The organism is Pseudomonas sp. IT-232MI5 (assembly GCF_949767845.1).
Classification (GTDB): Bacteria; Pseudomonadota; Gammaproteobacteria; order Pseudomonadales; family Pseudomonadaceae; genus Aquipseudomonas.
Genome location: NZ_CATKQE010000044.1, coordinates 86,012 through 98,671 on the forward strand (window position 1 = coordinate 86,012; position 12,660 = coordinate 98,671).

Here is a 12,660-nt window from a genome sequence, read left to right on the forward strand (position 1 = left end):
GCCGTCGGATGCGAACTAGAGTCAATAAACACGGGAAGGGGAGCTTTCGAGATGAGCGAATTGCACAGCGGCAGCTGCCATTGCGGACACATTCGTTATCAGTTCAGCGGGGCCTTGCAGGATATCGCCCATTGCCATTGTTCGATTTGCCGCCGAGTCAGCGGCGGAATCGTCACGACCTGGATCACCGTGCCGGCAGCGAATTTTCAATGGCTGGCCGGCGTGCCTTCGCGATATGACTCGTCGGCCAGTTGCGCGCGGTTCTTCTGCCCGCACTGCGGCGCGCAACTGGCGCTGGTGACATTACTCAGCCCCGAGAGCATCGACGTGACCATCGCCACCCTTGATCACCCAGAGCAGGCACCCGCCGAGCGACACATCTGGACGGACAGCCAATTGCCCTGGCTGCATCTGGACGAGCATCTGCCAGGCGAGGCAGCAGAAACGATTTGATCAAAAAATAGACAGATCCAGGGTTCGGATCGCACCCATCCAGATCGCGTGCTCCGTATGGTCGAGCAAGTCATCGCCAGTGTCCGGGTGCAGAAACACCACCAAGCCTTTACGGTTCAGCGCCAGCCATGGCAGCACATCGCCAATCAGCTCGGGGCCGAAGGCCAATTGGCAACTCCAGTCCGGATGCGGCCCGACCGGGCGCTCGTGGACGCGGCCCATCTTCAATGAAAACAATTGCGCGGCCTGCTCGCACAAGGCCCGCGCCTGTTCAATGGTGTCGGCGTCAAAATAGACGTGGGCGTGGTAGCCCTTGATCGCTTGCATCGCAAACCCTCGGAAATCGGTTCGAACCCTCGGCGTTGCCCGTATGTCACACGCCATACAAGGGATAAGAAAAGGGATCAGCCATGAAAAATGCCGAAACCCCGGCGGTAAAAGTGGTGCTCTATGGTGCCATGAGTAGCCTGGGCAGCGCGTTGATGGCTGAATTGCTGCGTCGTCAGCACGAAGTCATCGCCATCCTCGACGATTTGACCGCACTCGCGCCGCGTCCTGGATTGCGCACCAAAACGGGCGATTTGTTCGACTCGGAACGGGTCAATCAGAGTGTGGCCGGCAGTTCGGCGGTCATCTGTTTACTGGATGCGCCGGGGTTACCGTTCAGCAGCGATCAGGTTGAACGCTCCGTAGTGCTCGGACCGGTCGAGCAAGTCCTGGCCGTCGACGCACTGGTTGATGGCCTGCAAGCGGCCAATGTGTCGCGGCTGTTTCTGGTGGGCGACTTTGCCGTACTTGATGAGCCGGATGTTGATGATCGCCTGCAACGTCATGCTGCCGAAGAAATTCGCGAAGCCGTGCAAAGCAGCCCGCTGCACTGGACGCTGGTCAATGCACCGCACGGCGTGGCCGGGCTGACCATCGAACATTTCAGTCAAGTCGGCGGCAACCTGGAACCGGGTCTGGCCGAACCGCTGGAGCGGCTGAATCGCGTGGCGGTGGGCATAGCCGATGAGCTAAGGCTGAATTTGCATGTGGGTGAACATGTGAATTTTGTGGCGGCTTCAGATTCGTAAAAGATCGCAGCCTTCGGCAGCTCCTACAGGGGACCGCGTTCCAGATGCAGGAGCTGCCGAAGGCTGCGATCTTTTGATCTTCAAACCGCAATCGAAGGCAATGCCAACCCATTGAGCGATTCAGCGCTACTCGCCTGCTCCACCATCAACCAATCGACAAACTGCTGAATCAGAGTGCCCCGGCGTTTGCGTTGCGGCAGCACCACGTAATAACCCAACCGCGACAGCGTCGTTTCAGCAATCGGCCGGCACAACAAACCCTGACTCAGCAAGTTATCCACAAGGTGCCGCCAGCCAATCGCCACGCCTTGCCCGCCAATCGCCGCTTGAATCAACAGCGTGTAATTGTCGAAGCGCAATTGCCCCGGCGCTGGCGGTGTATTGATACCGAGTTCACGGAACAGACCACTCCAGTCAAACCAGTTGCTGCTGTTTTCCCCGCGCAGGTGCAACAACGGAAACTCCAGCAACGCCTGAGCAGGCAAGGGCGGGGCGCGGTCCTTGAGCAATTGGGGACTGCACACGGGGAACACTTCTTCGCTGAACAGCCAATGGCTTTCACCCTGTTTAAAGCGCCCATCGCCAAACAGGATCGCCACATCGATATCGGTGCGCAGCATGTTGTGGTTGCGTTCGCTGGTCACGAGGCTGACGTCGACCTGCGGATTGGCTTCGTGAAAGCGATGCAGGCGCGGCATCAGCCAATACGCAGCGAAGGCAAAATCAGTGGCAACCTGCAGGACTTCATGTTGCTGCTGTGCGCTGATCGCACTCAATCCTGCATCGATATTCTGCAAACCGAGGTTAACTTGCTCAAACAGTATCGCGCCGACTTCGGTCAGCTCGATGCCACGGTAGATGCGATCAAACAACCGCGTACCAAGTTTTTCTTCCAGCCGTTTGATTTGCTGGCTGATCGCCGGTTGTGTGGTGCCCAGCTCGACCGCCGCCGCGGTAAAACTGCGATGCCTGGCTGCGGCCTCGAAGGCACGCAGCAGGTCGAGGGACAGATCCCCCAGAGCTTCATACATAAGCTGTACTTATCCTAGTCATTGTCCGGCGCGGGCTTTACCGAATACAGCATGGACTCCATGCTCGATCGCAGCAATGTCGCATAAATATTCACTATGGAATGCCGCGATCACATGAAGCGCAAGAATATTCTTTTCATCATGGCCGATCAGATGGCCGCGCCAATGTTGCCGATCTACGGCCCGTCGCCGATCAAACTGCCGAATCTTTCCCGCCTCGCCGCCCAAGGCGTGGTGTTCGATGCCGCTTACTGCAACAGCCCGTTATGCGCGCCGTCGCGTTTCACCCTGGTCAGCGGCCAGTTGCCGAGCAAGATTGGCGCCTATGACAACGCGGCGGATTTCCCCGCCGACATTCCGACCTACGCCCACTACCTGCGCCGCCTCGGCTACCGCACCGCGCTGTCGGGCAAGATGCATTTTTGCGGTCCGGACCAGTTGCACGGTTATGAAGAACGCCTGACCAGCGATATCTACCCGGCAGATTACGGTTGGGCCGTGAACTGGGATGAGCCGGACGTGCGGCCGAGTTGGTATCACAATATGTCTTCGGTGCTGCAGGCCGGGCCGTGTGTGCGCACCAACCAGCTCGATTTCGATGAAGAGGTGGTGTTCAAGGCGCAGCAATACCTGTTCGATCACATTCGCGAGGATGGCGATCGCCCGTTCTGCCTGACCGTATCGATGACTCACCCACACGATCCCTACACCATTCCCAAGGCGTTCTGGGATTTGTACAACGATGCCGATATCCCGCTTCCGATCACGCCGGATCAACACGAACTCGATCCGCACTCGCAACGTCTGCTCAAGGTTTACGACCTGTGGGACAAGCCGCTGCCTGTGGATAAGATCCGCGATGCACGCCGGGCCTACTTCGGCGCCTGCAGCTATATCGACGCCAACGTCGGCAAACTTCTGCAAACCCTCGAAGAAACCGGACTAAATGACGACACCATCATTGTGTTCTCCGGTGACCACGGCGACATGCTCGGCGAGAAAGGCCTCTGGTACAAAATGCACTGGTACGAGATGGCGGCCCGTGTGCCCCTGTTGATAAGTGCCCCAGGCCAGTTCGATGCCGGGCGGGTTAGCGCAGCCGTGTCGACCGCTGACCTGTTGCCGACCTTCGTTGAACTGGCCGGCGGAACGCTGGAACCGGGCTTGCCGCTGGACGGCCGCTCACTGGTTTCACACCTGCAAGGGCAGGGCGGCCATGACCAAGTGTTTGGCGAATACATGGCCGAAGGCACCATCAGCCCGTTGATGATGATCCGTCGCGGCGCCTACAAATTTATCTACAGTGAAAGCGACCCTTGCCTACTTTTCAACGTAGACAACGATCCGCGTGAACTGGAAGAACTCAGCCAATCGCCGCAACATCGCCAGCTGTTCGACGATTTTCTCGCCGAGGCGCGGGCCAAGTGGGACATCCCGGCAATACACCGCGACGTCCTCGCCAGCCAGCGCCGTCGCCGATTTGTTGCCGACGCATTAACCATCGGCAAGCTGAAGAGCTGGGATCACCAGCCGCTGGTGGACGCCAGTCAGCAGTACATGCGCAACCACATCGACCTCGATGATCTGGAACGCAAAGCACGTTATCCACAACCCTGCCAAAACCAATAATGTTAAGGGGAAGTCCATGCGCAAGTTATCCACAGTAGTGACGGTTGGCCTGATCGCGTTGAGCAGCACTTCGGCCTTCGCCGAGCAGAGCTGCGACACGGTGAAAATGGCTGATCCGGGCTGGAGCGACATCGCCGCGACCAACGCCATCACCGGGTTTCTGCTGGAAGGCATGGGCTACAAGGCTAAGGTCGACACCCTCGCGGTGCCGATTACTTTTGGCGGGTTGAAGGATGGCCAAGTGGATGTGTTCCTCGGCAACTGGATGCCGGCGCAGCAGGGCTTCTACGACAAGTTCGTCGCCACCGGCGATGTCACGCAACTGGCGAAAAACCTCGACGGCACCGAGTTCACCCTGGCTGTACCGGATTACGTGTGGGACGCCGGTGTGCATAACTTTGCCGACCTGAACAAATACGCCGACAAGTTCGAGCGCAAGATCTACGGCATCGGCTCCGGCGCGCCGGCGAACATCTCGCTTCAGGAAATCATCAAGAAGAACGACTTCGACATGGGCCAGTGGAAGCTGATCGAGTCCAGCGAACAGGCGATGCTGGCGGAAGTGTCGCGGGCGGTGAAGAAACAGAAATTCGTCACCTTCCTCGGCTGGACGCCGCACCCGATGAACGTGCAGCTGAAAATGCATTACCTGAAGGGTGGCGAGAAATACTTTGGCGAGACTGGCAGCGTGTTTACGTTGACGCGCAAGGGCTACGCCGAGGCGTGTCCGAATGTGGGTAAATTGCTGACCAATCTTTCGTTCACTCAGGAGATGGAGAACAGCATCATGGCTGAGGTGGTGAACAAGAAGGTCACTAATGCCGAGGCGGCGAAGGCGTGGATCAAGGCGAATCCGGCGGTGCTGGACAAGTGGCTGGATGGGGTGAAGACCGTAGATGGCAAGGATGCGTTGGTGGCGGTGAAAGCGAAGCTCTGATCGTGGGGTTGCTGGAATTTTGCTTGGCTTGAGATTTTTTCCCCCTCACCCCAGCCCTCTCCCCCAGAGGGGGCGAGGGGGAAAGGGAGCCGATATTTGTTGCATTCAAAACTTGCGTTCAACTTTGAAATCGCAGGTTGATGAATCTCTGACAGACACCTCGGTCAGTCCCCTCTCCCTCTGGGAGAGGGCTAGGGTGAGGGGCCTTTCCCCTGACACCCTGATAACCTTGATCAAAACCCCAACCGCGAGGACCCATGGCCTTCCCCAGCCGCCACTCTCTCTTCCCCTTCCTCACCTGGCTACCGCGACAAACCCGCGCCAGCGTCGGACGGGACCTGATCGTCGGCCTCAGCGGTGCGATTCTCGCCTTACCCCAGTCGATTGCCTACGCGCTGATCGCCGGCCTCCCACCTGAATACGGCCTCTACGCCGCGATCATTCCGGTGTTGATCGCCTGCCTGTGGGGCTCATCCTGGCACTTGATCTGCGGTCCGACAGCGGCCATTTCCATCGTGCTGTACGCCAGCGTCAGTCCGTTGGCCGTGCCGGCCTCGCAGGATTACATCACGCTGATCCTGCTGCTGACCTTGCTCGCAGGGATTTTCCAGTGGCTGCTCGGACTGCTGCGCTTCGGTGCGCTGGTGAATTTCGTCTCGCATTCGGTGGTACTCGGTTTCACTCTCGGCGCGGCGGTGGTGATCGCCATTGGGCAATTGCCGAATCTGTTGGGACTGGAATTACCGGCGAAAGCCACGGCGCTGGCGAGTCTGATGGATCTGCTGCAGCACCTCAGGGCTGTGGATAAACCGTCGTTAGTTCTGGGCATAGCCACGGTGGTGGTCGGCGTGGTGCTGAAACAACTGCTGCCACGCTGGCCAACGCTGTTGATCACATTGGTGCTGGCCAGTCTGCTGGTGTGGCTGTGGCCGGCGATGTTCGGGCATGTGCATCTGGTCAGCGCGTTTGTCGGGCGCCTGCCGCCGTTCAGTGGCTTGCCGCTGGATCTGGATTTGATCCTGCGTTTGCTGCCGAGCGCCGTGGCGGTGGGCATGCTCGGGCTAGTCACCAGTCTGTCGATCGCGCGCTCGATTTCCGCTCGGTCGCAACAGTTGCTCGATGCCAATCAGGAAGTTCGCGCGCAGGGTTTATCGAACATCGTCGGGGCGTTTTTTTCCGGGTCGCTGTCAGCCGGATCGTTTACCCGTTCGGGGTTGAGCTACGAGGCGGGCGCCTGTTCGCCATTGGCCGGGATCTTTTCAGCGATCTGGGTGGCGTTGTTTGCGATTTTCGGCGCCGGTCTGATTTCGCACATTCCCATTCCGGCAATGGCGGGCAGCATTCTGCTGATCGCCTGGGGCCTGGTAGATCATCGCGGCATTCGCGCGTTGCTGCGAGTCAGCCGTGCCGAGTTCGTGGTCATGGCGCTGACTTGCCTGGCGACATTGCTGCTGGAATTGCAGACGGCGATTTATGCCGGGGTGCTGGCATCACTGTTCTTCTACCTCAAGCGCACTTCGCAACCGCGTGTGCAGCATTGGCGCGACGGTGAGGATGATGTTTTGCGCGTCGGCGGCTCGATCTTTTTCGGCGCCAGCCATTACCTGCAAGTGCGCCTGCAGCGCCTGCACGGCGCGCGGGTGGTGATCGAGGCGCAGCAAATCAACTTCATCGACTATTCGGGGGTGGAGATGCTGCATCAGGAGGCGCGGCGTTTATTGCGCCAGAATCGCAGCCTGACCTTGCGCCGGGCGCGGCCGCAGGTGGTGGAGGAATTGAGGAAGCTTGAGGGGCCGGAGAAATGTCCGATCCGGTTTGAGGATTGATTGGCGATCGAGGTAATCCTTGTGGGAGCGAGCCTGCTCGCGAAGACTGCGGCACATCCAACATTGATGTGTCAGACAGACCGCTTTCGTCGGATCGCCGCCCGGAGCCGGCTCGCTCCCACATGGGTACTTATTGGGCCAGTTGCCGGCGCAGTTCGGCGAGTACTGGCGCGGTGTCCGGGCGTACACCGCGCCACAGGAAGAACGCCTCAGCCGCCTGTTCAGCAAGCATCCCCAAGCCATCCATCACCACCGCCGCGCCATGCTCAGTGGCCCAACGGCAGAACGCTGTCGGCTCCTTGCCGTACATCATGTCGTAGCACAGGGTCTTGCCCGGCTCGATCAGGCTCGGCGCAATCGGCGGCACATCACCGGTCAGGCTGGCAGATGTAGCGTTGATGATCACGTCCACCGGCTCGCGCAACCAGTCGAAACCACTGGCTGACACCGGCCCGAGGTCGCAGAACAACTCGGCCAGCAATTCAGCCTTGTCCACCGTGCGATTGGCGATGATCACCGAGGCCGGTTGTTCCGCCAGCAACGGCTCCAGCGCACCGCGCACCGCGCCACCGGCACCGAGCAGCAGGATGCGTTTGCCGGTCAGGCTGAACCCGGCGTTCACCGTCAGATCACGCACCAGTCCGGCGCCGTCGGTGTTGTCACCCAGCAGCGAGCCGTCCGCCAGTTTGCTCAAGGTATTCACCGCACCGGCCCGCTGCGCACGAGCAGTCAGGCTATTGGCCAAACGGTAAGCGTCTTCCTTGAACGGCACGGTAACGTTGGCACCGCGACCGTCCTGGAAAAACGCCGTGGCGCAGCCGGCGAAATCATCAAGCGGCGCCAGCAGCGTGCAGTAGTCAAGGCTCTGACCGGTCTGCGCAGCGAACAGTTTGTGAATCATCGGCGATTTGCTGTGGCCGATCGGGTTACCGAAAACGACGTAACGATCCATCAGAAATCCTCAGGCTTCGCCTAACCAGTCGCGGTCTTGCAGGAAGTACTCGGTCAGGCGCGCTTCTTCGCTGCCAGGTGCAGCCTTCCAGTCATAGCCCCAGCGCACTTGCGGCGGCAGCGACATCAGGATCGATTCGGTTCGCCCGCCCGATTGCAGGCCGAACAGCGTGCCACGGTCGTACACCAGGTTGAACTCGACGTAACGGCCACGGCGGAATTCCTGGAATTCACGCTGCTGCGCGGTGAAAGCATCGTTTTTACGGCGCTGCACGATCGGCAGATAGGCGTCGATGTAAGCGTCGCCGATGGCGCGCATGAAGGCGAAGCTGGTGTCGAAGTCCCACTCGTTCAGGTCATCGAAGAACAGACCGCCGATGCCGCGCGGTTCGTGGCGATGCTTGATGTGGAAGTAGGTGTCGCACCAGGCTTTATAGCGCGGGTAGACATCCGCCCCGAACGGCGCGCAAGCCTGCTCGGCGACGCGGTGCCATTGGATGCAGTCTTCTTCGTTGCCGTAATACGGGGTCAGGTCGAAGCCGCCGCCGAACCACCAGACCGGCTCTTCACCTTCCTTCTCGGCAATGAAAAAACGCACGTTGGCGTGGGAAGTCGGCACATGCGGGTTGTGCGGGTGGATCACCAGCGACACGCCAAGCGCTTCGAAACCGCGACCGGCCAATTCCGGGCGATGGGCGCTGGCTGAAGGCGGCAGGCCGCTGCCAAAGACGTGGGAGAAGTTGACGCCGCCCTTTTCGATCACAGTACCGTTCTCGATCACGCGGGTGCGACCGCCACCGCCGGCGGGCCGGGTCCAGGCGTCTTCGACGAAGCGCGTGCCGCCGTCCTCGGTTTCGAGAGCCGCGCAGATGCGGTCTTGCAGGTCGAGCAGATAGGCCTTTACGGCGTCGGTGCGGGTCGTCATGGCTTCACCTTGAATCGGGCGGCGCCCCGCAGGCGGGCGACGCAAATGGGCGCGTAGCATACCACCGCACAACGACCCGCCGCAGTTGACGAAGATCAAGCATGGGAGTTGGATAGGGGGCTCACAAAAGACCCAAGGAGAGCAGGCAAATGGCAAAGCGTATCCAGTTCCGCGCCCACGGCGGCCCCGAAGTGCTCGAATATGTTGACTATCAACCCGCCACCCCCGGCCCGAATCAGGTACGCGTTGCCAACAAGGCCATCGGCCTGAACTTCATCGATACCTATTTCCGTAGCGGCCTGTATGCGCCGCCAGCCTTGCCGTCCGGCCTGGGCGCTGAAGGTGCGGGCATCGTCGAGGCCGTGGGCAGCGACGTCACCCGCTTCAAGGTCGGTGATCGCGTGGCCTACGGCAGCGGCCCGTTGGGGGCCTACAGCGAATTGCATGTGCTGCCCCAGGACAATCTGGTGCACCTGCCCGACGAAATCAGCTTCGAAACGGCTGCCGGGGTCATGCTCAAAGGCCTGACCGTGCAGTATCTGTTGCGTCAGACTTATGAGCTCAAGGGTGGTGAAACCATTCTGTTCCACGCTGCGGCAGGGGGTGTCGGTTCGCTCGCCTGCCAATGGGCCAAGGCCTTGGGCGTGAAGCTGATCGGCACCGTCAGCTCCAAAGAGAAGGCCGAGCTGGCCAAGGCCAATGGCGCCTGGGCGACCATCGATTACAGCCACGAAAACGTTGCGCAACGCGTGCTGGAGTTGACCGATGGCAAGAAAGTCCCGGTGGTCTATGACGGCGTCGGCAAGGACACCTGGCTGACCTCTCTCGACAGTGTGTCGCCGCGCGGTCTGGTCGTAAGCTTCGGTAATGCTTCCGGCGCGGTGGACGGGGTCAATCTGGGCATTCTTGCCGCCAAAGGCTCGCTCTACGTAACCCGGCCGACACTGGCAACTTATGCCAACAATGCCGAAAACCTGCAGCGGATGGCCGATGAATTGTTCGAGATGATCATCAGCGGCAAGTTGAAGGTGGACATCAGCCAGCGTTATCCACTGGCTGATGCGGCGAAGGCGCAAACCGAACTGTCGGCACGCCGCACCACCGGTTCCACCGTCCTGCTGCCTTGATACCTCCCGGCGTCCTGCCAGTCAGGGTTTCAGATCCATGACTGGCAGGACGCTTCGAGCGTGTTCAGTACTTCTGTGGATGAGCCGCCGACGGTCTTGGCGTCCGATGACCGACAGTCGCGGAATCAGGCTGTTGCAACGCTGCGAGGATTTGCCGCCACTCGGCTGACAGCACCCAGTAATCCCCGCGTGCGCGCTGTTCGATATGCAAGGGATTGGAGGCAACCGGCATCAGACCGAAACGCTGGTACAGGCGCAGCTGCGATGCCCTGCACAACGCAGTGACACCTTGATAGCCCTGTTTTATGGCCCACTCGGCAGCGGCCGCCATCAGACTGTCGACGGCAATAGGCTGTTCGCTGGGCGCGTACGAGATCAAGCGACTGAGTTCGACATGGCGTGACAACGCCACCGTGGGCGAAACATGCTGCTGCGCCAGTGAAGCCCACTCGAACGGCGCCGGAGTGGCCCTCAATACCGCCAGCAACTGATCGTGCCGATACAACAGAAAGTGGGTACTTCGCGGCCGTGTCGCCAGTCGGGTTTCGAGCATCCGCGCCCTGGACGTCAGCATGTAATGCTGCAGCCGAAGCCGAAATTGCCGTTCGATAAACCGATCGAACACTTGGGTATCCGAACCCGCTTCAAGCATCACGATCCGGCATCCCCCCTGATGACTGTTTAACGTCACCTGAAGCGTCTGCAAGTATTCCGTGAGTTGCAAATCCGTAGTGTCCATTCTTTCTCCGCAGACCTTAACTTATCGAAGTGTTTCGAGTGCAGGGAAAGGATGGTTGCTTTTGGCGATACCGCCACGAAACGCGGTCTGATAATCAGGTGGGAAAATTCAGTTAATTCAGATAGTTGATGATTTTTCCGACGCAACAACAAGCATCATTGCAGGATAAATCGCAGGCACGCGTAGTACTCCTCGCCGTCAAGGCGAGGAGTACTCACGTTACTAATGCTAGAGGCTGGATCAGTCGGGACGGATGACTTTGCCGGTCGCCAGATCACGAATCACGCTGGGGTTCTTGCGCCCACCCAGTTGCCCGCCCAGTATCAGATCGATCTGCCCACGGAAATATTGCTCAACCCGCAAGCGGGTGCGCGCTGCCGGGCGCCCCTGTGGGTTGGCAGAGGTCGAAATCAACGGCCCGACCATCGAGCACAGATCGCGCACCTGCGGGTGATCACTGACCCGTAGCGCCACGGTGTCGTGCATACCGGTCACCCATTCGGGCAACAAACCTTGATGCGGCACCAGCCAAGTGTTCGGCCCCGGCCAGGTGCTGGCCATGCGGTCGATCCACTCTGGCGGGAAGTCTTCGAACAGAAAATCGAACTGGCGAATATTGTCGGCAACCAGAATCAGCCCTTTGACCACCGATCGATTCTTGATCGCCAGCAACCGATCCACGGCCTCTTCGTTCCATGGGTCGCAACCCAGCCCCCAGACGGCTTCGGTTGGATAGGCAATCACCGCCCCGGCGCGAATCTCTCGTGCGGCTTGTTGCACACGCCAACTGTTGACCATGAAAAAACTCTCCGCAATCAGGTTTCGCGCAGTTTACCGATCTTCCTTGTAAAACCTAGCTTGTCCTGGCCAACCAGCGACCGTTTTCGCATACCGCGCGGCCGTCCATTTCCAGTTCGGTGAGTGCCGCCAGCACTTTCGGTAACGCCCAGCCGCTGCTGTCGGCCAAGCCTTCGCTGGTGTGCGGCGCGGCGTGCAGCAATATGAGCAATGGATGATCGACTTTCGCGGTGTCTGCGGACAATGGCAAATGCTGCCAGCCACGCAGGGCTTCGAGGATGTGCTCGATGGTTTCCACCAACACCGCACCGTCGCGAATCAATTGGTGACAACCGCGCGCGCCTGGGTGATGAATCGAGCCGGGAATCGCATACACCTCGCGCCCCTGTTCGGCTGCCAGCCGCGCAGTGATCAATGAACCGCTGGCAACGCTGGCCTCGACCACCAGCACTCCCAGAGACAATCCGCTGATGATCCGGTTACGACGCGGGAAGTTGCTCGCCGTCGGCCCGGCATCCAGCGGAAACTCCGAAAGCACTGCGCTGCCGGACGCGATCATCGCGTCAGCCAGGCGCCGATTGCGCTGTGGATAAAAATTTTCCAGCCCGGTACCCAACACACCGACGGTCAAGCCACCGACATCCAGTGCCGCCTGATGCGCAGCGGCATCAATGCCCAGTGCCAGACCGCTGGTGATGACAAAACCGGCCCCGGCGAGGCTGCGGGAAAACGCCGCTGCCGTGTCCATTCCCGGACGCGAAGCGCGTCGGCTACCCACCATTGCCAGTTGCGGTTTTTCCAGAATCAGTGGATCCCCGGCGACAAACAGCAACGGCGGTGGATCCGGAATCTGTGCCAGCAGCGCCGGATAATCCGCCTGATCCCACATCAGCAAATGATGATCCGACCGCTCTAGCCAGCGCATTGCATGGCTCGCGCCATCGCGCACCTCAGGACAGCGTCGCGCTTCGGCGCAGGCCGCCGGCATTCCCAGCGAGCGCCAGGCACTCGCTGGCGCGCTGATGGCTTTGGACGCCGAGCCGAAAGCTTCGAGCAATTTGGCAAACCGCTTCGGACCGATGTCCGGCAAGCGGTGCAGGCGCAGACGCGCTTCCAGTTCCGCTGGCGAAACCGGCGTGCAGACAGACAGCATCATGGATCATCCTTG

At 60.0% G+C, this 12,660-nt stretch carries 13 protein-coding genes; 6 read left to right on the forward strand and 7 right to left on the reverse strand.

Features of this window, described 5'->3' with window-relative positions; genetic code table 11:
• Positions 1-51: 51 nt before the first annotated feature.
• Positions 52-453 carry a GFA family protein gene (locus ACM6JQ_RS18885; protein WP_007911834.1) on the forward strand — a complete coding sequence of 134 codons (402 nt, stop codon included), beginning with the start codon at positions 52-54 and terminating at the stop codon, positions 451-453.
• On the opposite strand, the gene ACM6JQ_RS18890 is transcribed toward ACM6JQ_RS18885, so the two are convergent.
• Positions 454-780, reverse strand: coding sequence for a DOPA 4,5-dioxygenase family protein (locus tag ACM6JQ_RS18890; RefSeq protein ID WP_007911836.1), 327 nt, complete (start codon positions 778-780; stop codon positions 454-456).
• Between the two features lie 83 nt (positions 781-863).
• Between ACM6JQ_RS18890 and ACM6JQ_RS18895 the strand changes: the two genes are divergently transcribed.
• Positions 864-1,529, forward strand: a complete 666-nt coding sequence (locus ACM6JQ_RS18895) for an NAD(P)-dependent oxidoreductase (protein WP_095113116.1) — start codon at positions 864-866, stop codon at positions 1,527-1,529.
• A gap of 80 nt (positions 1,530-1,609) precedes the next feature.
• On the opposite strand, the gene ACM6JQ_RS18900 is transcribed toward ACM6JQ_RS18895, so the two are convergent.
• Positions 1,610-2,560: a choline sulfate utilization transcriptional regulator gene (locus tag ACM6JQ_RS18900; RefSeq protein ID WP_007911840.1), complete on the reverse strand. Its 951-nt coding sequence runs from the start codon at positions 2,558-2,560 to the stop codon at positions 1,610-1,612.
• A gap of 114 nt (positions 2,561-2,674) precedes the next feature.
• Between ACM6JQ_RS18900 and betC the strand changes: the two genes are divergently transcribed.
• The 3 genes from betC to ACM6JQ_RS18915 all read left to right on the forward strand — a co-directional run bounded on the left by betC (position 2,675) and on the right by ACM6JQ_RS18915 (position 6,952).
• The gene (gene betC, locus ACM6JQ_RS18905) at positions 2,675-4,189 is read left to right on the forward strand and encodes a choline-sulfatase (protein ID WP_414894490.1); all 1,515 of its coding nucleotides are present in this window, start codon (positions 2,675-2,677) and stop codon (positions 4,187-4,189) included.
• A 16-nt stretch (positions 4,190-4,205) separates the two neighbouring features.
• A complete protein-coding gene (gene choX / locus ACM6JQ_RS18910; RefSeq protein WP_414894491.1) occupies positions 4,206-5,126 on the forward strand; it encodes a choline ABC transporter substrate-binding protein in 921 nt (306 codons plus the stop codon).
• A 257-nt stretch (positions 5,127-5,383) separates the two neighbouring features.
• Positions 5,384-6,952, forward strand: a complete 1,569-nt coding sequence (locus tag ACM6JQ_RS18915; protein ID WP_414894492.1) for a SulP family inorganic anion transporter — start codon at positions 5,384-5,386, stop codon at positions 6,950-6,952.
• A 130-nt stretch (positions 6,953-7,082) separates the two neighbouring features.
• Here ACM6JQ_RS18915 and aroE read toward each other — a convergent pair whose 3' ends face one another.
• Both aroE and hemF read right to left on the reverse strand, forming a co-directional pair.
• Positions 7,083-7,904 carry a shikimate dehydrogenase gene (gene aroE / locus ACM6JQ_RS18920; protein ID WP_007911848.1) on the reverse strand — a complete coding sequence of 274 codons (822 nt, stop codon included), beginning with the start codon at positions 7,902-7,904 and terminating at the stop codon, positions 7,083-7,085.
• A gap of 9 nt (positions 7,905-7,913) precedes the next feature.
• Positions 7,914-8,828: an oxygen-dependent coproporphyrinogen oxidase gene (gene hemF / locus ACM6JQ_RS18925; RefSeq protein WP_414894493.1), complete on the reverse strand. Its 915-nt coding sequence runs from the start codon at positions 8,826-8,828 to the stop codon at positions 7,914-7,916.
• 149 nt (positions 8,829-8,977) lie between these two features.
• On the opposite strand from hemF, the gene ACM6JQ_RS18930 reads away from it, so the two are divergent.
• On the forward strand, positions 8,978-9,955 hold the full coding sequence (locus ACM6JQ_RS18930; RefSeq protein ID WP_007911852.1) for a quinone oxidoreductase family protein: 978 nt from the start codon (positions 8,978-8,980) through the stop codon (positions 9,953-9,955).
• A gap of 64 nt (positions 9,956-10,019) precedes the next feature.
• Here the strand turns inward: ACM6JQ_RS18930 and ACM6JQ_RS18935 are convergent, their stop codons facing one another.
• From ACM6JQ_RS18935 to dprA, 3 genes are all read right to left on the reverse strand, one after another.
• Positions 10,020-10,694 carry a hypothetical protein gene (locus ACM6JQ_RS18935; RefSeq protein ID WP_414894494.1) on the reverse strand — a complete coding sequence of 225 codons (675 nt, stop codon included), beginning with the start codon at positions 10,692-10,694 and terminating at the stop codon, positions 10,020-10,022.
• 240 nt (positions 10,695-10,934) lie between these two features.
• A complete protein-coding gene (locus tag ACM6JQ_RS18940; RefSeq protein ID WP_007911854.1) occupies positions 10,935-11,492 on the reverse strand; it encodes an L-threonylcarbamoyladenylate synthase in 558 nt (185 codons plus the stop codon).
• A 55-nt stretch (positions 11,493-11,547) separates the two neighbouring features.
• Positions 11,548-12,648 carry a DNA-processing protein DprA gene (gene dprA / locus ACM6JQ_RS18945; protein WP_007911856.1) on the reverse strand — a complete coding sequence of 367 codons (1,101 nt, stop codon included), beginning with the start codon at positions 12,646-12,648 and terminating at the stop codon, positions 11,548-11,550.
• Positions 12,649-12,660: the final 12 nt, after the last annotated feature.